23 protein-coding genes and 1 tRNA gene are annotated in these 22,522 nt (G+C 37.1%); 10 read left to right on the top strand and 14 right to left on the bottom strand.

What is annotated here, in order from left to right; all coding sequences use genetic code 11:
• Positions 1-3: 3 nt before the first annotated feature.
• From E0946_RS03565 to ribH, 14 genes are all read right to left on the bottom strand, one after another.
• Positions 4-93, bottom strand: a tRNA-Ser gene (locus E0946_RS03565).
• Complete coding sequence (gene tadA, locus E0946_RS03560) at positions 94-558, bottom strand: tRNA adenosine(34) deaminase TadA (RefSeq protein ID WP_133201096.1); 465 nt, start codon at positions 556-558, stop codon at positions 94-96.
• Positions 559-562: 4 nt separating this feature from the next.
• On the bottom strand, positions 563-2,356 hold the full coding sequence (locus E0946_RS03555) for a hypothetical protein (protein WP_133201095.1): 1,794 nt from the start codon (positions 2,354-2,356) through the stop codon (positions 563-565).
• Complete coding sequence (rsmA, locus tag E0946_RS03550; RefSeq protein ID WP_133201094.1) at positions 2,319-3,092, bottom strand: 16S rRNA (adenine(1518)-N(6)/adenine(1519)-N(6))-dimethyltransferase RsmA; 774 nt, start codon at positions 3,090-3,092, stop codon at positions 2,319-2,321. Before rsmA ends, E0946_RS03555 begins: the two co-directional genes overlap by 38 nt.
• A gap of 65 nt (positions 3,093-3,157) precedes the next feature.
• Positions 3,158-3,334 carry a hypothetical protein gene (locus tag E0946_RS07230; RefSeq protein WP_165942069.1) on the bottom strand — a complete coding sequence of 59 codons (177 nt, stop codon included), beginning with the start codon at positions 3,332-3,334 and terminating at the stop codon, positions 3,158-3,160.
• 151 nt (positions 3,335-3,485) lie between these two features.
• Positions 3,486-3,935: a pyridoxamine 5'-phosphate oxidase family protein gene (locus E0946_RS03545; protein WP_133201093.1), complete on the bottom strand. Its 450-nt coding sequence runs from the start codon at positions 3,933-3,935 to the stop codon at positions 3,486-3,488.
• A gap of 9 nt (positions 3,936-3,944) precedes the next feature.
• On the bottom strand, positions 3,945-4,799 hold the full coding sequence (locus E0946_RS03540) for a peptidylprolyl isomerase (RefSeq protein ID WP_133201092.1): 855 nt from the start codon (positions 4,797-4,799) through the stop codon (positions 3,945-3,947).
• The gene (locus E0946_RS03535; RefSeq protein ID WP_133201091.1) at positions 4,796-5,536 is read right to left on the bottom strand and encodes a UDP-2,3-diacylglucosamine diphosphatase; all 741 of its coding nucleotides are present in this window, start codon (positions 5,534-5,536) and stop codon (positions 4,796-4,798) included. Before E0946_RS03535 ends, E0946_RS03540 begins: the two co-directional genes overlap by 4 nt.
• 1 nt (position 5,537) lies before the next feature.
• Positions 5,538-6,209 (bottom strand): DUF4159 domain-containing protein, encoded by a 672-nt coding sequence (locus tag E0946_RS03530; protein WP_133201090.1) that lies wholly within the window; start codon positions 6,207-6,209, stop codon positions 5,538-5,540.
• Positions 6,209-7,585 (bottom strand): PQQ-binding-like beta-propeller repeat protein, encoded by a 1,377-nt coding sequence (locus E0946_RS03525; RefSeq protein ID WP_133201089.1) that lies wholly within the window; start codon positions 7,583-7,585, stop codon positions 6,209-6,211. Before E0946_RS03525 ends, E0946_RS03530 begins: the two co-directional genes overlap by 1 nt.
• 1 nt (position 7,586) lies before the next feature.
• Complete coding sequence (locus E0946_RS03520; protein WP_243713740.1) at positions 7,587-8,669, bottom strand: radical SAM protein; 1,083 nt, start codon at positions 8,667-8,669, stop codon at positions 7,587-7,589.
• Positions 8,670-8,685: 16 nt separating this feature from the next.
• A complete protein-coding gene (locus tag E0946_RS03515; protein WP_133201088.1) occupies positions 8,686-9,585 on the bottom strand; it encodes a glycosyltransferase family 2 protein in 900 nt (299 codons plus the stop codon).
• Positions 9,586-9,590: 5 nt separating this feature from the next.
• Positions 9,591-10,061, bottom strand: coding sequence for a transcription antitermination factor NusB (gene nusB, locus E0946_RS03510; protein ID WP_133201087.1), 471 nt, complete (start codon positions 10,059-10,061; stop codon positions 9,591-9,593).
• Entirely contained in the window at positions 10,045-10,524 is a 480-nt protein-coding gene (gene ribH, locus E0946_RS03505) for a 6,7-dimethyl-8-ribityllumazine synthase (protein WP_133201086.1), read from the bottom strand. Before ribH ends, nusB begins: the two co-directional genes overlap by 17 nt.
• A gap of 439 nt (positions 10,525-10,963) precedes the next feature.
• Here ribH and E0946_RS03500 point away from each other — a divergent pair, with 439 nt between their 5' ends.
• The 10 genes from E0946_RS03500 (at position 10,964) to E0946_RS03455 (ending at position 22,518) form a co-directional block, all read left to right on the top strand.
• Positions 10,964-11,437: a PTS sugar transporter subunit IIA gene (locus tag E0946_RS03500; RefSeq protein WP_133201085.1), complete on the top strand. Its 474-nt coding sequence runs from the start codon at positions 10,964-10,966 to the stop codon at positions 11,435-11,437.
• The gene (locus E0946_RS03495; RefSeq protein ID WP_165942068.1) at positions 11,388-12,350 is read left to right on the top strand and encodes a PorV/PorQ family protein; all 963 of its coding nucleotides are present in this window, start codon (positions 11,388-11,390) and stop codon (positions 12,348-12,350) included. Before E0946_RS03500 ends, E0946_RS03495 begins: the two co-directional genes overlap by 50 nt.
• Before the next feature lie 31 nt (positions 12,351-12,381).
• The gene (gene glyS, locus E0946_RS03490; RefSeq protein ID WP_133201083.1) at positions 12,382-14,481 is read left to right on the top strand and encodes a glycine--tRNA ligase subunit beta; all 2,100 of its coding nucleotides are present in this window, start codon (positions 12,382-12,384) and stop codon (positions 14,479-14,481) included.
• A 62-nt stretch (positions 14,482-14,543) separates the two neighbouring features.
• Positions 14,544-15,746, top strand: coding sequence for a pyridoxal phosphate-dependent aminotransferase (locus E0946_RS03485; RefSeq protein ID WP_133201082.1), 1,203 nt, complete (start codon positions 14,544-14,546; stop codon positions 15,744-15,746).
• 21 nt (positions 15,747-15,767) lie between these two features.
• On the top strand, positions 15,768-15,992 hold the full coding sequence (locus tag E0946_RS03480) for a hypothetical protein (protein WP_133201081.1): 225 nt from the start codon (positions 15,768-15,770) through the stop codon (positions 15,990-15,992).
• Entirely contained in the window at positions 15,989-16,879 is an 891-nt protein-coding gene (locus tag E0946_RS03475; RefSeq protein ID WP_133201080.1) for a PfkB family carbohydrate kinase, read from the top strand. Before E0946_RS03480 ends, E0946_RS03475 begins: the two co-directional genes overlap by 4 nt.
• Positions 16,880-16,885: 6 nt before the next feature.
• Positions 16,886-17,920, top strand: a complete 1,035-nt coding sequence (gene purM / locus E0946_RS03470) for a phosphoribosylformylglycinamidine cyclo-ligase (protein WP_133201079.1) — start codon at positions 16,886-16,888, stop codon at positions 17,918-17,920.
• A gap of 215 nt (positions 17,921-18,135) precedes the next feature.
• Positions 18,136-21,186 (top strand): TonB-dependent receptor, encoded by a 3,051-nt coding sequence (locus tag E0946_RS03465; protein ID WP_133201078.1) that lies wholly within the window; start codon positions 18,136-18,138, stop codon positions 21,184-21,186.
• Positions 21,187-21,213: 27 nt separating this feature from the next.
• Positions 21,214-22,032, top strand: a complete 819-nt coding sequence (locus tag E0946_RS03460) for a MotA/TolQ/ExbB proton channel family protein (RefSeq protein ID WP_243713739.1) — start codon at positions 21,214-21,216, stop codon at positions 22,030-22,032.
• A 12-nt stretch (positions 22,033-22,044) separates the two neighbouring features.
• Entirely contained in the window at positions 22,045-22,518 is a 474-nt protein-coding gene (locus E0946_RS03455; RefSeq protein WP_133201077.1) for an ExbD/TolR family protein, read from the top strand.
• Positions 22,519-22,522 lie beyond the last annotated feature (4 nt).

Genomic DNA, 22,522 nt, shown 5'->3' with positions numbered 1-22,522 from the left:
TTATGGCGGAGAGTCAGGGATTTGAACCCTGGGTATCCGAAAGGATACAACGGTTTTCGAGACCGTCCCGATCAACCACTCCGGCAACTCTCCTTATATATTTCTTTTATTTTGAAAAAAATCTTTTAATAGGGCAGAACAATCTTCTTCAAGTATTCCACGAATAACTTTAGGATGATGATTAAAGCTTTTATCTGCCAGAACATTGTAAACAGAACCTACTGCTCCTGCCTTGGGATCGTAAGCACCATAAACTAAGGTCCCTAATCTGCTTAATATCATCATTCCAGCACACATAACACAGGGTTCAAGCACAACATATAGCGTATAATCATATAAATACTTGATTTCAGAAGATAGTATCCTGTCAATTATCATTTTCTCTGCATGGGCTAAAGGATTGCAATATTGGCGAGTTCGGTTATGTTCTTTAAGGACAAGTTTATTATCTTTAATTAGCACTGCACCTACAGGAATTTCATCTTCCTTCAGAGCCTGTCTTGCTTCCTCCAGAGCTACTTTCATCCAATTAATGTGGATATTGTCTTCGTCTTTCATAATGTTAGAAAGCTGCGTTGATGCTAATGGAAGTGCGCCAATCCAGATTTTGAAGGTCCTTACCAACAGGATTGATGGTAAATTCCAGAAGAGAAGAGCCTGGTAATTTCCAGACTAGTCCAGCTTGAAAATCATACTCTTGCCAAGTTCCCCAGGAATATTGGGGTTGAAGATAATAGTAAAAATCATAGATATCATGCTTGAGCGTTAAACCGAGAGTATAACGATTATTTCTAAAATTGATAACATACACAGACCGGTCATAATCAGCATATTCATTCTGTTCAAAACCAAAGTTTATAGAGGTCTGAAACGCATTTTGATGATGATGCCTATAAGGAATAAGCAACCAGCGTTGATCATTGGAACGGGCAATAAAGGGATAATTATCATAGACCAGCTTGTAATCTCCTTTCAATTGACGATAGAGGCCTTTTTCAGAAGGACTAAACACATAATCAGTATAATCAGCACGGATAACATAGTTCTGGTCAAAAAGCAGACAATCTCCAATCAAAATAGCACATTCAGGATTATATATATAACTGGTGGTTTGCTTATTATTTCCTGAAAGAATGCTGTTCACATAGACATCATCAGTTAGATTCCAGTAAAAGCGATTACTGAGTTTCAATCTATCTTTCCAGTAATGGACATTAATAAGAGAGCAACGGATATTACGCAAGTCATTATCCCACTTATGCTGGTCTTTGGGGAAACTTGCTCTTTGCAAATCTACTGAAATTCCTGCGGAAAGGGTGTCTCCTTGTATATATTCCCAATTCAAAACGGTAGTTAGGAAACGATTTTCATTTTGACGGGAATTTTGGGAAAGATTATAATCTTTTGTCAGATAGCTATGATTGAAAATAGTAGTCCATCCCACTTGATTCCAGGGTAATAGCTGTAATAATAGAGAAGCTTGATTACCTGTCTCTTTATTATTTCTGACCGTATTAATATCCAGATTTGTATTCCTTTTAGTAAATACATCCTGAAAAGTAATTTTTGCCTCATCTGCCGGAACATATTCTAAATATCCAGTATATTGAAAGGATTGTCGTTTTTGGCGATCATAAAGGTCATAATAACCTCTTTCACCATTTTCTGCTTGGGGAAGTAGCACAAAGAGGTCATCCGTTCTCTGGTTATAGGATAAATTATTATTAAAGCTAAATTGTTCTGACAGATAATTTAGATAGGCAGATAAGCCACCAATTTGATAATATTCCCAATCCAGTTTTTTCCTTTCTATATTAGCACCAAAACCAGTGGTTAACTGCCAGAATTCAGCTCCACCACTTACTTTGCCAGAGATAAGATAGCCGTCGCTATTTAGTTTATTTCCCAATACATAGCGGTCTTTTTCTGAACGCAGATAACCTGCAGCTCCAACTGATATGAGTAAACTATCATCTGGAACAAGATCAAGGGAATATCCAAGCATTCCTGTCTGACTATTGTAAGGCTGGAGATTATCATCTAAATCGCTGGAATCATAAAAGTATTCATACCCAGAAAGGATAGAATGTCTTAAAAGATGTTCGCCTGAGGATAAATTGAGATTCAAAACAGAATGCCGATTATGCTGCGAAAAGTTCATCCTTTCTTCCTGAATATCAAGAGCATTTATAAACATTAACCAGGAAGGTGACGGATTCAATTGATAATAGAGATTATTTTCATAACTTTGCACAGTCTGGCTGGTAAAAAAGTAAAGGTCAAGGTTTTGATTCTGTGCACCGAGACTAATAAAAAGGCTAAAGATAACGACTAAGAGTGATAAATTCAGCTTCACTGAGGGTTTCACCTCTACGATTTAAATCAATGCCAGTTTCTTCTTGAATCTGAGCCAAATGGTCTCGGTCAGTTAAATGCAGAAGATTATTACGTAAGGTTTTTCTCCGGTGTGCAAAGGCGGTTTCCAGCACCGTTAAATATTTGTCCAGATCAGGTATCTCTGCAGGTTTGGCACTTGGTCTCAAAGAAACTACCGCGGAATTGACTTTAGGGATAGGTTCAAAGTATTCTCGTGGTACTTTGATAAGGATAGAAGAATCAAATATTCTCTGCAAACGAAGAGTCATCAAACCGTAAGCTTTAGTTCCAGGAATAGCACAAATTCTTTCAGCAACTTCTTCTTGAAGCATTAAAGTGATAGAACTAAAGTAGGAATGATATTCTTCCAGCTTTTCTAAAAGGGGTGAAGTGATATTATAAGGAATATTAGCTACTAATTTAACGGGAGTAGATTCCTTTTTTAGCTCCAATTCCCAATCTATTTGTAAAACATCTACCATCTTGAGTTCAATTTTATCACCAAACTCATTTTTAAGCAAGGGTTCTAATCTATCATCCAGTTCAAAAGCGGTAAGTTTGCATCCTTTTGCCAATAAAGCTTGAGTTAATATTCCTTTACCTGGACCTATTTCCCAGACTCTATCCTCAGAACTAATCTCAGCCAATTTTACCATTTCTTCAGCTATAGCAGGTTCTTTCAGGAAATGCTGACCCAGCGCTTTAGTAGGTCTCAAGTTATTGTCCCTTACGGAAAATTAATCTGTCTCTAAAGACAGTCTGAAGAAAGTTAGATATTTATTCAGGCACTAAGTTTTTGTGCTGCAGATTGTTTGCAGTTTTTGCAGACTTTATGAGTTTGTTCTCCAACCTTAACTTCGTAAAGCAATTTAACCCCAGTACGATGACATACTGGACATTCTCCTCTTCCATGATTAGGTAGGTTTTTAAGACCTTTTCCACGATGATTTTTTGCCATTCTCTAAGCTCCTTATTATTTTATGATTTTTTATTACTAATTATAAACAATAATTATAAGTATGGTTATTGCGTCAATTCTAATCTATAAGAAAAGGGGGTATTACCTACCCCCTTCTTTTCTGAAGCGATTCATCTATTAATGAGATAATTTATCCGCTATATCTTTTTAAATTACAAGTCTGGCTATAACGTTCCCCAGGACGAAGATATTCTGCAGTTTCAGGCATAAATTCTATCAATGTATAATCAGGGTCATCATAACCACGAAAATATTCATCAAAGAAAAAACACTGTTCTGCCGCTTCTGCTTTCAGAGCTGGATTTTTTACAATATGAGCCACGCCCGTTAAACGAATATAGCCTGTATTACCTGATTCATGCAAAGGAACACACACCTCAACCCATTTATTATTTGCTATCTGATTAACTTTAGCATCTCCAGTGAAGGTAACAAAGAAAAAGCGGTCATCAAAAACAAACATAACCATAGGCCTAACATGAGGTTGCCTTTTATCTACTGTCGCCAGATACACATACTGGTTCTGTCTAATCCAGGAAAGTATCTCTTGTTGTAAGGCAGATTCTGAGGTGCGTGACATAGCTCAATTTCAGGGAATTATTATCTTATTAATAAAAGCTTGATTACCTTCTAAGGGATTATCATTGCTATCCCGGGGAAGGTTTTCTATCTTGTGAACAACATCCATACCATTTACTACTTTACCAAAGACAGTATGCCTCCCATTTAACCAAGGAGTGCCATCTTTCTTAGTCACAATAAAGAACTGAGAACCATTAGTATTAGGTCCAGCATTTGCCATACAGATATAAGAATAGAGGACCGGAGACTTCAAAACCTGTTTATGAATTGGAGTACTAATTCCCGTCATCGTTTGATACCATTCTATAGTTTTACCATACATAGGTTCTGGACTTTGTGTTTCAACTACTTCCTGGGCAATATCCATTAGCTCTTTTTTCGGATTTTCTTCTCTCTGCATATAAGGCACAATCAAATGGTCCCAGACCAACATTGCTGTGTCTTCATCATTGTCCATTCCTTTAATTTCCTCACCTATAATATAGCATTCATCTTCAAATTGATAACCGGGACCTCCCATTCCATCATTAGAACGGTCCTTATCTTTAGTATTGGGATCGCCACCTTGAATCATAAAATCAGGAATTACACGATGAAAATAAGTGCCATCATAAAAACCTTCCTTGCTCAATTTAACAAAGTTATCCACTGTTTTAGGTGCCATATCTGGCCAGAGTTCCAGCTCAATATTGCCATAATTGGTCTCTATAATAGCGGTTATTTTTTTGGCGGTAAGGTCTTTTTGCCCTCCTAACGCATCCGATTCTGAGGATTCAGTTTTGCTGGCATTACAATTTACCAGGACTAAACTAAAAGCCAGAACCAACATAATCATAGCACTGATACCAGGAAATTGTTTCATTTTCCTATCTCCTTTATTTTATATTGCCTAATTTCAACCATCCCATCTATGATTTCCACATAGGTGTGATGACGAGTCCAATCACCTGTATTTATGTATTTACCATTTTCTATCTCTTGTATCTCAGGTTGATGACTATGTCCCATACACACATAATCATATTTTTCTTTAGTAATAATATACTTTGCATATTTTTTCAAACCAACAGTTTTTTTAGGTTGCATAAAATTTTTCATTCTGCTGGAACGAGTTAATCTCGCTGCCATAGCCAGAGAAAAATCTGGATGAAACCAGGAAAATATTTTCTTTATTCCGCCAAATCTAATTAAACGACGGAATAACTTATAGCGGACATCATATTCAGGATGTAAATCTCCATGGGTAAAGAGTATTTTCTTCCCATCGGCAATAAGGTTGTAGTTTTCGTCATAGATGGGTATAGGCAGATATTTCTGAAAAAAATCGTTAAACCAGAAATCATGATTACCACTAATCATTACTAATTGACAGCCTTCATCTTGAATGGCAGCGAGACGATGTAATAAGGGAAAGTATTGTTTTATAATGGTATATTTCCAATCAAACCAGAGGTCAAAAATATCACCGTTCAGCACCAGCATATCATAATTTCGCCTTGCTTCAGTTAAAAAAGAGAGCACCAGTTCTGCATTTTCTTTATCTCTTTCATCAAGCATTTGATAGGGATAGTGCATATCGGAAACAACGCAGATTCGCATTTTAGCCTCTACAGAAAAGATAATAGATGATATTACAACCAAATTTTAAGGCTGTTTCTCGCACTTCTTCCGGGTCATTATGAGTGTAAGGATCTGCCCAGCCATCGCTAATATTAGTTTCATAAGTATACAGACACATTAACCTTCCATTATCATCAAAGATGCCAAAAGCTTGAGGAGGTTTACCATCGTGTTCGTGAATCTTGGGTAAGCCAGAGCTGAAGTCATAGAAACAGGTAAAAAGAGGGAATCTGCTATCCAGTTCAACCAGCTCATACTCTGGAAATACTCTCTTTATTTCTCTTCTAAAAGCGGTATCCATTCCATAATCATCATCAGCATAGAGAAAACCACCTCTTAGCATCCAGTTTCTTAAGTTTTGCACTTCTTGCTCGGACCAGCGAATATTTCCGTGACCAGTCATATAAACAAAGGGATAATCATATAATTTAGGGTCACTGGCTTTAACCACACTCTGTTCTATAGGAAAATTGGTATTTAAAACTGAATTTACATATCTGGCAAGATTAGGCAGGACTTCCGGGTCATTATACCAATCTCCACCTCCATCATATTGTAGACGGGCAAAACCTATTTGAGAAGCATTGCCTATAACAGCAGATAGCAGGGCAAAAAGTGAAAGAATAATGAGAATAAGTGTATATTTTTTCATTAATTCACTACATTTAATTTGATACAGACCAATTTATTTCCCACAATCGCATAGAAACAGTTATTATAATCATCATAATCGGATAAATAGAGCAATTTTTCTTTAAGCAGAAGCTCACTCATAACCAAACCTTGTTGACTATCCAGCACACTGATACCCCTTTCTAAAGGAACCACAGTTATACTACGGTCTATTCTTCTATCCTTTTTCGGAGTTATAACGATAAGATCAAGGTGGGGACTACTTTCCACATTAGCAGCTAAAGTTAATGTCCATTTAAGATTCCCTTTCTCATCTATGGCAATCATCTTATTGTTGGATAGATAGAGTTCCAATCCGAAAGGAGTGGGATGGATTGAAAGTATGGAATCCTCTAAAGCTTTTTGCCAGAGCGGGGAGCGAGTCTTTAATTGATAGACATAGAGGTTATTGGCAGATACCAGATAAAGCTTCTGCTGGTCAAAAGCAGGGGGTGCGGTTATTTCATAGGGCAGTTCAGCATTCCAATCGGGTTGTAATTCAATACTACGGGCTGGAGCATTTACCACTTTCCCCAAATTTTCCAGAATAACCGTGCTGGCTTTTATCTGAGTAGTTTCTACTTCTTTTTCCGTGCGATGCAACATTACATCAATTATCCTATTACCGAATATCATATAAATAATAGCTAAAACGGTCCCCAAAAGAAGCAAGAGCGTAGTTATTTCCAATCGGGTTAATTTTCTTTTAGGCGGTTTATGTAAAAGCGGTGTGTTTTTAAGTATGAGCCACATAGCACCAGGACTTGCACTATGAGTTTCAATTAGCGGGATAATACTTTGCACATCGGTCTTTTCATTGAAAATCTGGCTGGCAATATTGCCGGGTAACACGATAAAGTTTTCATTTTCAGGGATATGACATTTATAAGTTTTGACTTTGATATCACCTTCAGACCAGCCCAGAAGATTGAGCTCATTTAAAGATTGGATATGATAATTTTTCCAGTTCTTTCCTATGGTCTCAAGTTTTTTACCTTTCGTTAGAGCACAAAATACTCTCCCAAATTGAACGAAATACAAATCGCAGTCAAAAAGGACAGCAAAGAAGAGTGAAATCCCTTTTTCCCGTAAGTCTGTTTTAAGGAATCTACCGTGTAGCTTCCAATGTAGTTCAGAAAAGAAATGCTGCATCCAATTTTCTACTTCCAGTTTGCTTATATCCAGCACATTAGCATTGAGTATTTCCAGTTTTATTTCTGCTTGAATTTCTTCCAGAACCACATTATTTTCTTGATGAGTAGTGCAGAGAAACCAGCCATAGCGTCCATCTTTGGAAGCGCGGTATTCACACATACTCTGAGGATAAGAATCAAATTTACTTTGTATAGTCAGCATATTAACTCCACCATTTAATAAAACTACGCCAGAAAACGCGGAATAAAGTTGGTATATTCATCAACATATTGGTATAGGCAGCATTAGCAAGAGGACAGTAGCATTCCTTTTTATGGATAGACCTGCGTTCAAGTTCTGCTTCTGGACTGAACCAAATTTCCCGAAAATTGTAATTATGTTTCCTGAGATTACCGAGAGATTTGGCTTTAATACAACAAGTCCAGATTTCACCATCAGGAGATATCTGCGCTGAAGCAACTCCAGAATAACAAGGAATAACTTGCTTTTTATCCCTCAAAATCTTTTTCACCAGATTATAATACTCAATCCTAAAAGCCATCGTGATTTTTGCCATACCCTTATATTTCTCATTCTTTATCCGGTGAATAAGATAATCAATTGCGGATTTATAGGCAACCAATGAGGGAGTTATATCCGAGCCAATAGTGTCCAGTTCAACTCTCTCTTCTGCTATTTCCGTTATATAAGAATCAGGATTCAATTGCATCAGTCCACTGGCAATAGCAGGAAAATTATCCACATTAAACTTTGATATAACAGTATGGATACCCACCTGCAAATTAGGAAGATTCAAAGCCTTTAATTTATGAAAAGTTGCCACTGCTTTCTGATAATTACCTGGCACATTACGTATAGCATCGTGCTGTTCTTCCAACCCATCAATAGAGATATTTACCACCAGTTGTGCTTTAGGGCAAGCTTTAGCGATAGCCGCAACTTTATCTACTATCACATTGGTCAAGATACCATTAGTGGGAATATTCATTATATGAGGACGAGAAATATTGTAAATCGTGGTAACTACCTCTACAATATCACTCCGTAAGAAAGGTTCACCTCCACTGAAAGTTATCCAGTAAGGAGCTTTACCAATTTTCTGAAAGGTCTTTTTATATTCTTCAACGGTAAAGTTTTTGGCTTTCTTTTTCCAGATATTACAGGTGCTACAGCGAGAATTGCAGGTATAGAGCAAGCTAACGGTATAATTGATAGGCAGGACACGAGGAAAACCAAGATGCTTCATCAGCCAGCAGCCTATCATTTGAAACATTAATTTTATCATTATTATAAAATCTACCTCAATGGTGAAGATTTTTTGTGGAACGAGCGATGTCCCAGGTAAAAGGATTTTTCTTTTTCACATAAAAATCAAAACTACCGAGTAAGCGACAAAAAGCTTCCAGTGCCATCACAGCTATGACTTTAAAAGCAGTGGAAGGATATTCTCTTATTTCTTTTAGGACAACTTTGACAAGAGTTCCCATATCCTGCGAGGAAACCTCATAGTTTTGTTTCTTTTTTAGCCAGAGATGACCATTCTGAATGCGTCTTCTTTGTTTTATGAAATCTTTGAGATTGAGTGGACCTTTATTTTTGATAATTGCATCCGGGATATATTTTAGTTTATATCCCTGGGATTGAACTATAGCTTCTATGCTGGCTTCATCTACAGCTGAATCTGAAGGAATAGAATCCATCACTTTACGGAAGGCAATCATTTCCCCTAACTTAGGCGAAATTAGCGCCATCCGATGGTGCAATCTCCAGAGTAAGTGGACGGCAAATCCCATAAAACTTTTATCGTCATTTACGGGAATCGGTCTGCCACCTGTTGCTCCAATAGTTAGGTCTTCAAAGGTAGAAACCAGTTTTTCTATAGTGGTGGGAGCAGGAATAACATCTCCAGAAATTACCACCAAAATATCAGATTTTGCCTCTTTTATAAATAGATTGATAGCACTGGATTTACCTTCTCTTTTTGCCTGACGAATCAACCGAACCTGAGGATGGGTCTCTGCAAATTGAGTAACCAATTCATCCGTGCCATCCGTGCTACCACTGGAAACTACAATTATTTCTTCAATTTCTACTTTCTCCAGTTTCTGATTGACCAGTGCCTCAAGTAAAGGTATTATATTTTCTGCTTCATTATAAGCAAAAACACCTAAGGAGCATTTAATTTTACTATTGCTATCCATAAAACTTAGAGTTTGCTGCCCTCTATTTTCTCTCTTTCCTGTAAATCTTTATTTACTGCATCCAAAACACCATTTAAGAATTTTCCTGTCGCTCTATCACAAAATCTTTTTGCTATTTCCAGAGCTTCATTTATGATGACCGGAGGAGGTGTATCAGTATACATCAATTCATATACAGCAATATAAAGAATGCTCCTATCCATCGTGGACATTCTTGAAATCGTCCAGTTTTCACTGTGCTTTTCTATCTCTTTTTCAATATCTTTCTGATGTATGATATAGTTCATAACCAAATCATTAGCAAAAGCAAAAACCTCAGAATAATTCGCTAAACCATCCACTTCGGCTAATTCTTCTAAAATTTCGGGATATACATTTAACATTTCGTGTTCTATGTATTCAGGATTAAATTCCCGAAAAGATAGCGCATAAAGAGTCTGAGCAGCAAGTTCTCGAGCTTTACGTCTCTGTCCCAATTTTCAATTCCGAAAGCAGATTGAGCATTTCCAATGCCGCACTGGCAGCATAATAGCCTTTATTACCTGACTTTGCTCCAGCTCTTTCCAGAGCTTGTTCCAGAGTGTCAGTAGTCAAAACACCAAAGATTACAGGCTTATCTTGCTTTAAAGCCAGCTGGGCAATTCCCTTACTGACTTCTGAAGCAATGTATTCAAAATGAGGAGTAGAACCACGAATCACGGCACCTAAACAGATTACGGCATCTATATCCCGGCGTTGAACTGCCACTTTTGCCACCTGAGGTATTTCAAATGCCCCAGGTACCCAAATAATATCAATATCCTCTTCTTTTACATTATGCCTAAGAAGAAAATCTATTGCTCCATCAACCAATTTTTGACTCACTATTTCATTAAAACGACTGACCACCAGAGCAAACCGATACTCTCTGGAAATCAGATTTCCCTGTATAACTTTCATATGATAACCTCCTGTGAGTAAGCTAATTATTTATTATTAACCATTTTATTACTTTAGCTTATTCTTTCAAGTAAAATCTTTAACCTCTGATTTTAGCTATCCGTCATATATATATTTCTTATTGGTAATATTTTCATTGATTTTCACCCTACTCCCTCCTGGCTCTCTCCTGCCTCTTTTATGCTTAAAGAGCTAAGAGAGAGGTAAGTGCGAGACAAGAGATTATATATATCTTATTATGCAGTAAGATAGGACTATTAAATGTCTATTTAAACTAAGGATAAGTGGCTTTTTTCGCTTAGTTACGTAAATAAATGTTGATAGGATTAATTATTACTTCGGCATAGATGTAATAAGGTTTCATCTATCAAAAGATAGAAATTGATTGACGGAATATGAGTTTGAAAAAATAAGAGATAAATCTGTAAATGGGGAGACAATGAACAGACTAATAGAGCCTGAATTAGTAAAGATAGTCAATAGTTTTGATTCAAAAAACGATTGTTTAGCTTATATGGTTGGTTTATTAGCAGAAAGTGGATGCTTGAATAAACCAGACAGATTTTTGGCAGCAGTTAAAGGACGCGAAGAGATTATGAGTACAGGTATAGGAAGAGGCGTTGCCATTCCTCATGCTCGTGATTTGACGGTTACTGCTCTGAAGATGGCTGTTTGTGTTATACATGAGCCCTTAGATTTTATGAGTGTGGATAACTTACCTGTCCAATTAGTCTTTATGATAGCTGTTCCCCAGGATTTGAACAAGGAGTATATGAAAATATTACGCGTCTTAGCTGAATATTTACGTGATGACAATAATCGTACTACCTTAATCAACGCCAGAGATGAAAAGGAATTATATAATGAAGTGCAACACATTGAAGAAACTATGGTTAATGCTCTTACTATTTAGTTTGAGTTTCATCCCTGTTTTTGCCGTAAACGAAGAAGCAGGAACTACAGGTTTTGCCAATTTAAAGAATGTGTACTCGGCTCGTGCTATTGCTCTGGGTCAATCTTTGACTGGACAGGTACGCAATCCCGACGGTCTATATTTCAATCCTGCGGCTATTTTAAATATAGAAGGTAAGGAATTGGGTACTACTTACACTAATTCCTTTATAGACACTCAGGGAGGACAAATCCAGTATCTCTTGCCAAAAAACAAATTTACTGCTTGGGGATTTGCTATTAAATATATGAATATGGGTTCTATGGAGCGCACTGAAGTTGACAACAATGGAGATTTAATATCTACAGGTGAGACTTTTGGTGCTTATGATATAATAGGAAGTGTTTCTCTGGCAAAATATATCACCGATGCTGTAGATTTAGGTGGCACTCTAAAAGTGATTTATGACCAGATAGATGATAAATCTGCCTCTGCGGTTATGGTGGATTTAGGGATGATACACCATCCGGCTAATCCTAATGTGAAGGTGGGAATTAGCTTGCGTAATATAGGATTTCAGACCTCTTACTATTCTGCAACAGATTATAAAGAGAAGCTACCTTTCACTTTTGCTGCAGGAATCACCTATCAGTTTATCCCCACTTTACTGGGTTGTTTGGAAATAGATAAGGTTACAGGAGAAAATATATTAGCTAAATTAGGTCTGGAATATGAGCTCAATCCGGCACTTGCTCTTCGAGCTGGATTCCGTAGTAATGCTTCGGAAGGTTATAATGGCGGTAATTTAGCATTTCTTTCTGGATTTTCCTTAGGAGCAGGATGGAATTGGAAAAATTGTCGTCTGGATTATGGTGTTACTTCCTATGGTGATTTAGGTTTAATAAATCAGCTCAGCTTGAGCTATGAATTTTAATTATCCAATTTAGTGACTAATACCATATCTTATGTCTGACTTCCTTCTGGAACTTGGATTTGAGGAAATACCACCCTCTCAGTTACAACCTGTGGTGGAATATATCCAGAATTCTTTCCTCAATCTAATGAAAAGCACCGCACTGAGTTATTCTGCTTTAAAAGTTAGCTCTACACCTCGTCGTTTCTTCCTCTTAGCTTCATCCGTTCAAGAGAAACAGGAAGACCTTCAGGTAAAAAAAATCGGACCAGCGAAAAGAGTTGCCTTTGATGAAAAAGGTAATCTGACCCCTGCCGCTCTCGGCTTTCTCAAGAAAAACCATTCCAAAGCAGAGGATTTATATATTGAGACTACAGATAAAGGTGAATTTATCGCTTTGAATTATGTTCAAACGGGAAAGGCTACTCCTGATATTTTAAAAGACTGGATTTATGAGCTTATCCCCCACCTTCCTTTTACTAAAACTATGATTTGGAATGAATCCAAAATGGCTCTGGCACGTCCTCTTCGCTGGCTATGTATTCTCTGGAATGAAGAAATTATCACGCTGGAAATTGCTGGAGTAATAAGTGGTAATATCACCTTTGGTAATAGGTATCTTGGTTTAAATAGACCTGTAAAAATAGATTCTCCTGCAGTATATCTTTCAACCCTGCAAGAAAATGCCGTTCTGGCAGAAAGAGCATATAGAAAGGAAAAAATAATTGAACAATTGGATGGTCTCCCTCTGGAAAATGGACTTCAAATCATTCCTGATAAACAATTAATTGAAACTGTTACTGACCTGGTGGAATATCCGACTGCAGTATCGGCAAGTTTTCAGGAAAAGTACCTATTTCTGCCGGATAAAATTATTACCTCCACTATCAGTCAAAATCAGAAATGCTTTTCGGTTCAGACTAAAGATGGAAAACTAAGCAATAAATTTATCTTTATCTCCAATGGCAATCCAGATTTCTCCGAGGTTATTCGTAAGGGAAATGAAAAGGTGGTGGATGCAAGATTGGCTGATGCACTCTGGTATTTTCAGGAAGATACTAAACAACCTCTGGAAGCTTTTGTTCCTCAATTAAAAGAAGTGATATTCCAATCCCGTCTGGGAACAATGGCAGATAAGACTCAAAGAATAGAGAAAATAACTGAATATATCTGTCTTCTTTTACATCTTGACACGCAACAAAAAGAGCTTGCTCTTCGTACAGCTTTGCTTTGTAAGGCTGACCTGGTAACTAATATGCTTGGAGAAAAAGAATTCACAAAACTTCAAGGTTATATCGGAAAACAATATGCTTTAGCTGGGGGTGAACCTTATGAAGTTGCTGAAGGAATTTATGAACACTATATGCCACGAGGTCCAAATGATTCTCTGCCTCAAACCCTTTCTGGGGCAATAGTAGCAGTAGCAGATAAAATGGATAGTGTTTGTGGAATAATTGGAATAGGCTTGATACCAACAGGTTCTGCTGACCCTTTTGCAATCAGAAGAGCTGCCAATGGAGTGGTCCAGATTATAGCAGACCGTGAATGGCATTTCAATCTTTTTAGCTTAATCCATTATACCTTAGAATTATTAAAAAACTATACTCAGCTCACTGCCACTGCTGAGCAAGATGTGCAAGATTTCTTCCATCAAAGAGTGGAATGGCTATTAAAACAATTAAAACTGGATTATGATGTAATAGATAGCTTAGAACATCTGGCTCTGAACGATATTCCCGATTTAATACAGCGTGCTAAAGCTCTGCAAGCATATCGTGCTGAAGAAGATTTTATCCGATTGGTTATTGGATTTAAACGTGTCTCTAATATCATTAATGGAGAAAAAGAATTTGTGCCTTTAAAAGAAGACCTCTTTCAACAGGAAGAAGAAAAGATTCTATATTCCGAATTGCTAAAACTGCGTGATAAAATTGACCTTTGCTTAAGAGAATCAGATTATAAAGGTGCTATCCGATTACTTATAGACTATGGAGTCTTCATTGATAATTTCTTTGATGCCGTGTTAGTCAATTGCGATGCACCAGAACTTAGAGCTAACCGTTATGCCTTATTAAAAGAGATAAAGAATGAATTTCTCCGTATTGCTGATATATCTCGTCTGGTGGTAGAAACAAATAAAAATGAGAATTAAGATAAACTTATCTGGAAAGTATCTAAGAGATTTTTTAATAAATAAATATAGAGGTAAATAAAATGTCCATCAAGATTTCCAACCGCTTAAAATTGGTACAGCCTTCACCTACACTAACTATTTCTAATAAAGCCAATGAAATGATTGCTCAAGGAATTGATGTGGTTAATTTTGGAGTGGGAGAACCGGATTTTAATACTCCGGAATATATCAAAAGAGCGGCTATTGATGCTATTGAAGCCAATTTTACCCGCTATACTGCCAATGCTGGAATTCCAGAATTACGCCGTGCTATTTGTAATAAGCTTTTGCGGGATAATCATCTTAAATATGAGCCCAAACAGATTCTGGTTTCTCCAGGAGCTAAAGCTGCTATTCTGAATGTCTTGATTGCTGTATGCGATGTTCAGGACCAGGTCTTAATGCCTGCTCCCTACTGGGTTAGTTATCCTTATCAAGCAATACTGGCAAATGCCGAACCCGTAATCATTCCTACTTCTGAGGAAAATAATTATAAACTTACTGCTCTGGCATTGGAAGAAGCAATAAAGACTCATCCCTGCTCTAAAGTTCTTTTACTAAATAGCCCCAATAATCCAACCGGTGCTGTCTATACTAAAAAAGAATTAGAAGAAATAGCTGAAATTTGTCTGAAATATAAGATTCTGGTCATTTCAGATGAAATCTATGAACGATTAGTTTACGATGACACTGAACATATATCTATAGCCTCTATCAGTCCAGAAATGCAAGAACAGACAATAGTAATCAATGGAGTTTCCAAAGCCTATGCTATGACTGGTTGGCGCTTAGGTTATGCCGCTGGTCCTTCTAATATAATTGCAGCTGCAGGAAGAGTTCAGGAACATGCCACTTCTTGTGTCAATTCAATTACACAAAAAGCCTGCGTGGTAGCTTTGACCGAAGAAGATGATTCCATAGAAAATATGCGCAAGGAATTTGAAAAGAGACGTAATTTTCTCTTTACTGAACTCAATAAATTACCGCATATTAATTGTTTCAAGCCTCAAGGTGCTTTTTATATAATGCCTAATATTGGATGGTATCTTGAACATAATAAACAGTATATAAATGATTGCGACCAATTTTGTGAAATCCTGTTGGAAAAGCATTATGTAGCTCTGGTATCTGGAACATCTTTTGGACTTGACACCAATGTGCGTTTTTCTTATGCGAATAGTATGGAAAATTTGGAAAAGGGAGTGAAAAGATTTGGAGCTTTTCTGGAAGAATTGAAACCTTAATACCTTAATAAAGGAACAACGATGTTAAAAAATGAAGAAAAACCTCATTTTGATTGGCGTACTCCTCGTAAGAAGAATTATGATTGGAAACGCTTAATCATTATGGTAGTTCTTCTGGTGGTAATTTTGATAGCCATAGACCGTTTGAATAAGATAAGCAAAGTTACTGAACAACCTGCTGCAGAATTTATAGAATCCGATACCCTCAATTCTGGAATTAATCCTCTGCCCCACCCATCAAAATGAGTCTGGTTGTAGTCGGTTCCATTGCTTTAGATAGCATAGAGACGCCTAAGGGAAAAATAGAAAATTCCCTCGGAGGTTCAGCAATATATGCCTCTCTTGCTGCTTCCTATTTTGGTCCAGCTTATGTAGTTGGAGTAGTGGGAGAAGATTTTCCCGAAGAAGCAATTCGTTTGCTGAAAGAACATAATATTAATCTTGAAGGGTTAGAAACTAAAATGGGCAAAACTTTCCGCTGGAAAGGAGTTTATAACAACTGGAATCAAGCTGAGACTTTGAAAACCGAATTAAATGTTTTTGCCGATTTCTCTCCTTCACTTCCCGATTCCTATAGAAAATGTAATAGCCTTCTTTTAGCTAATATACATCCAGAATTGCAAGGGAAAGTTCTAAAACAAATGAAAAGTTACCGTTGGGTCGCTTGTGATACAATGAATTACTGGATTAACCTTTGTCCAGAAGAGCTTACGAAGGTTATCCATAAAGTAGATATCCTTTTCATCAACGAAGATGAAATTAGGCAATACACCGGTATTGATAATATCTTTAAAGCTGCCCGAATGATACTGAAATCTAAAGTTCAAGTGGTAGTGGTAAAAAGAGGTGAATATGGTAGTGTGGCAATTTTGCCTGATGACCTTTTCTTTTCACCTGCTTATCCACTGGAAGAGATTTTTGATCCAACAGGAGCAGGAGATAGCTTTGCTGGAGCTTTTATGAGTTATCTGGCTTCTCAAAGCTCGTTGGATAAAAATACCATCCATTCCGCTATTCGCTATGGAACAGTGCTGGCAGCTAAATGCGTCTCTGATTTTGGTGTGCGTGGCTTGATTCATCAGGATTTTTCCGATTTACAAAAGATGGTTGATCAACTGGAAAGTTGGACTTAAGATATTATGAATAAAAATAAACTTGATTATCGTAGTTCTGGAGTTGATATCAAAGCAGGAGAAAAAGCAGTAGAGGCAATCCGCGAAATGGTTAAGGGCACCTATAATCCTAATGTATTAAGCGAATTAGGTAGCTTTGGGGGATTATATAGATTTGATAGTTCTTCTTATACTGAACCAATACTCGTTTCCAGCACTGATGGTGTAGGAACCAAAATACGTATTGCTATAGAGGCACAAAAATGGGATACAGTTGGACAAGATTTAGTAAATCATTGTGTTAATGATATTCTTGTTCAGGGAGCGGAACCTCTATTCTTTCTTGATTATATCGGCTTAGGGAAAATGAATCCTGATAAAGTGCGCATTATTATCTCTGGAATGGTTAAAGCTTGTAAAGAAAATGGCTGTGCTCTGATTGGAGGAGAAATGGCAGAAATGCCAGGATTCTATCAGGAAGAAGATTTTGACTTAGTGGGCACTATTGTAGGAGTGGTTGACCGTCCTCGTTTGCTCCCCAGAAATATTCAAAAAAATGATTTGATAATTGGTATACCAAGCTCAGGATTACACACCAATGGCTATTCCCTGGTGCGAAAAATAATCTTTGAAAAGTTAAGACTTAATATTGATAGTTATATCCCTGAGCTCAATTCTACCGTGGAAGAAGCCTTACTTTACATACATAAAAGTTATCTTCCCCTACTTCGTCCTTTCTTATCTATACCTTATCTTCATGGTCTTGCTCATATTACTGGTGGTGGCATCCCTGGTAATCTAAAAAGAATTATTCCTGATGGATTGACTGCTTATCTAAACTATGAAAGCAAGAATATGCCTCCTTTGTTTCACTGGCTGCAAGACTCTGGAAATCTTAGTTGGGAAGATATGCTGGAAACTTTTAATCTGGGAATTGGTATGATAGCAGTGGTAGAAGATAAATACAGTGATGAATTTATAACTGCTACTGCTTCCAAAGTTTTAGGCTATATAGATGAAAGTGCAGATAAGAAAGAAAAAGTAATAGTCAGTTATAAATAAAAATTACTATGTTTTTAATGTATGATAAATAAAGAAAATAATGCATTGAATATAGCTTTAGTTATTATAGAATTTAGTAAATGAGGTTATGAACATTGAAAAAATTCTTGACGATTTTAGCTTATAACCAAAATAGATATTTACACTTCAAATATAAAAATGAAGTTGCGTTTTTTACATAGACAATAATGGTTTATAAAAAGGGAGGTTCATCGATGCGAAAACCTGCATTGATCCTGCTGATTTTACTGATTGGCTGTATAAGTTTATTAAATGCAGCCACGACTGGACGTTTAGCAGTCCGAGTTCGTGACAATAATAATAAACCTTTAGAATTTGTTAATATCGTTGTTATGCGAGGCAATCAACGTATAACAGGAGGACAGACCGATTCTAAGGGTGTGGCAATAATTATTAATATTCCCCCTGGTGTATATACGGTTAAACTTTCCCTGATTGGTTATGACCCCATCACTTATACCGATGTACGAATTGAAGTTGATGAGACCACTAATATCAATGCTATTATGAAAAAATCAGGGGTTAAATTAGCACCAGTAGTTGTAACTGCAAACCCTGATGTAGTTGGTAAAAGTCAGATAGGTTCGGTCCGAAAAATAGAAATGGAAAGAATGAGTGAAGTTGCAGCAGCTGATCTTACTGATATAGTCTCACTTCAGGCTGGAGTCTCCAATATCGGTGGTGAATTACATATTCGTGGTGGAAGATCCAATGAAATAAATTTCACCGTGGACGGTATGTCTGTATCCGATCCAGTTGATGGAGGAAGTGCTTTACAGGTTGATACAGATGCTATTGCCGATATGAAGGTGATGACAGGAGGATTCCCTGCTGAATATGGAAATGCTCAATCCGGAGTTATAAATATAGTTACCAAAGACGGAGACCCATTCTATTCAGGAAAAGTTGAATATAATACTGACCATCTCATTGGTGAAGGAAGAAACTCCGATGTAACAAAGTTTGCTCTCGGAGGTCCAGTTTGGCCTCTTGGTGGACAGGATTTAAGAGAAAGATTCACCTTTTATTTGAATGGAGGAGGAGAATGGTTAGATGGGAGATTGAAAGATTATTATATTGCTGATCCTATGAAAGATTTTACCTTTAATGGAATCCCCATCCTGGAATATGAGTATCCACCTTCTAACCCTTATGCTGACCGAAAAGATTTCTTAGGTATAGATCTGGGAAATAGAAATTATAATTCATATAATATAAATTTGAAATCTAAATATGTGTTTAATCCTGCACAAAAAGTTACCTTTGCCGTTCGTGGTGATCGTTCTTTGAACTATCCTTTTTCTTACGCTTGGCGTTATGCTTTAGACCACTTTGCGTATGACGAAACTATTCAGAGACAGTATATTGCAACATATGACCATGTCTTCAATTCGGCAATGAATCTGTCCGTTAAAGCCAGTTATTATCAAAAAGATAGTAATTCGGGCCCTCGTGGAATTCAGCGCAATAATTACATTTATATGTATAATAATTTAGATCCCAATAATCCAGGACCGGACTATGTGGATAATGTATTGATGGGTATTGAAGGATGGGATACTGTTGACCATGATAATGATGGTGTTTATAGCCCAGATTATAATGGCGATGGAATCAGTGATGCCGATTACCTTCCTGCTGCCTTCTGGGCTTATCGTATAGCAGGTTTAGAAGATCCACGCTCTATTCCAGGCTTTTTACCACCAGGAACTATCTATCAATATTTTGTGGATGATGTCACAACTATTCTCAGTGGTAGAGCTGATTTTGAGTGGCAATTAAATGAAACTCATTTGGCTAAAACAGGATTGGAATTAATAAAACATAATATTAAAAAGAACCAGTTACAGAACTTTCTTAATATCTATCAAGATCGTTATCAAGCCAGTCTAAAACGGGTTTATGATATGGCAAATCTTCAATGGACTCCCCCTTCGGACGCTCCTGGTGATACCACTTATTATGGGATTGTACCAGAATTGTATGCCATATATGTGTCTGAAGATAATGTTTTAATTCCTATCTATAACCCTAATGATTATTATAAAGCAGCTCGTGAAGCTTCTGGTAAAAGAGATGGTTATCAAGCTTTCCCCTGGCAAGCAGCTTATTATATCCAGGATAAAATGGAATGGGAAGGAATGATTGTTAATGCTGGTCTGCGTTTTGACCTCTGGTATTTAGGTTCTAAATACAAAGTCTTGCAGGATGATGGTTCTTATCGTACGGTTGAATTTGATCCCGATGAAAGATTACAAGTTATGGTATCTCCCAGATTAGGTGTCTCTCATCCTATAACTGATAGAGATGTGATGCGTTTTGCATACAATTATCAGAATCAGCTTCCCCAGATGCAATATATATTTACTTCTAAAACTCCATCTGATGCCTATATTTCTGACCAGATAATAACCGTTGGTAACACTAAATTGGAACCCCAGATTACTGTTACCTATGAAGTAGGTTTATCCCACCAGCTTTCTGATGATTATGTGGTTGATATGACTGCCTATTATAAGAATATATATAATTATGTTAGCACTATTAAGGAATATGACCCTAATGAACCTCAAGTTTATTGGTATAAATATATATCTGAGGACTATGGCTCTGCTCGGGGTATTGACATACAGCTGGAAAAACTTATGTCTAACTTTACTAACTGGTCTATCGCCTATTCTTTAGCCTGGGCACAGGGTAATAATTCTACCACCGTAATCCAAGATGAAGCCACTAATCTTAGAGAATTCCCTCTGGATTGGGATATACGCCATAATATTGGCATCAATTTTACCTTTAGAATTGGTCGGGGAGAAGAATTCTTTATTCCCTTCACTAATTATATTTTACCTTTAGACGATTTCACCGCCAATTTTAATTGGACGTTTGCCTCTGGTGCACCTTACACACCTCAATCATTAATAGGTGATAAGCTGCTGGATACGAATAGCGCTCGCAAAGACCCCACTCATCAGCTGAATATGAGATTGACAAAAGGATTTATGCTTTCTAATAAGATGAATATTAGGGTCTTTTTAGATGTGGAAAATCTTCTCAAAACCAAAAATGTGCTTACTGTCTATCCCAAAACTGGTTTATGGTATGATGATGGAGCAGACCTGGCAGATAGCAATACTGGTTATGTCTATCCAGAAGTTAAATTCGTTCATGATTTATATACACGCAACCCCGGATTTGTTAATGATTTCCGAGGTGTAACACTTGGTATCTCATTCAACTTTTAGTAATATCCATGGAGGAAATATAATAAAATGAGAAACAGAATATCAAAAATACTACCACTTCTGCTTCTAATGAGTGTCTTACTCATTTCTTTAGCCTATGCCCAAGATAATGCGACTGCTACAGCTCCAGATACAGCCGTTACTACAACGACAACCACAGAACAGACATCTCCAACTGAAACTGAGGCGGTTCAAAAGTCATCCGGTCTAAGATCGGTAGCTGAATTTCTGTTTGGACGTGCTTTAGTGCAGGAATTCTTGAATGGTGGTTGGGCTATGTGGCCCATTCTTGCCGTATTTATTTATGGAATTGCCTATTCTATCTGGAAATTTATCTCTTTGATGTATGCTAAAATCAATCTGAATGATTTCTTAAATCAAATTGTCCCTCTAATTAAAGAAAAGAAAATCAAGGAAGCAATTGAAACTGCAAAAAAGACTCGTGGACCAGTTGCAGCGGTTGTTTTTGCCGGTTTAGAAAAAGCCGAACAAGGTATTGAAGCTGTAGAAAAAAATATGGAAAATGCCGCTATGATTGAAATGTCTTATCTGGAAAAGGGATTTGTGGAAATGACTTCTACAATTGCAATCTGTCCTATGTTAGGATTCTTGGGAACAGTTGATGGTATGATTATTGCTTTTGACGCTATATCTAAAGCCAGAGCAGTAGATGCTACTATTGTTGCAGATGGTATTAAAGTAGCTTTGATTACCACAAAGTGGGGTTTAATTTCTGCTATTCCTGTGCAGCTATTATATAATATATTCACCACTATGGTGGATGGTATTGTGGTAGATATGCAAAGAGCTTCAGAAAAGGTTACAGAAGCCCTAATTGAAGCCTAAATCGAGGTTACAATGAACGTAACTCGGAAGATAAGACCACGCGCCAGTATTCCTACGACATCAACGGGAGACATTTCTTTCCTACTTATAGTCTTCTTTATGTCCACCACCAAATTTGATGTTAAAGAAGGCGTTAAGGTCCAACTAAATAAAGCTGTCCCGGAAGAACAAGTTAGAACCACTGAGATAAAACTTACTGAAGCAGAAATGACCAGATTGGAAATTCTACCTGATGGAAGAATAAAAGTTAATAATGAAGAGCCCAGAGTTTTCACTGATGAGGAGTTGGTTAACTTGATTCAAAGTAAGATTGAGATGCGAGAAAGACTTAATCAGCAAAGTAGTGACCCCGAAGTGAGAAAAACAAAGATGCTCTTTCTGGTAAAAACAGATAGCGAAGCCAAATATAGCGATATGGTTAGAGTGGTAGACCATCTCGTTAGCTTTAGAGATAGGGCAATGATTTCAATTTCCACCCAATTATAGGAGT

Origin of the sequence: Candidatus Syntrophosphaera thermopropionivorans, from assembly GCF_004353895.1 — a bacterium.
In the GTDB taxonomy this organism is placed as follows: Bacteria; Cloacimonadota; Cloacimonadia; order Cloacimonadales; family Cloacimonadaceae; genus Syntrophosphaera; species Syntrophosphaera thermopropionivorans.
The sequence above is the reverse complement of the archived record's forward strand: the minus strand, read 5'-3'. Positions and strand labels throughout refer to the sequence as shown.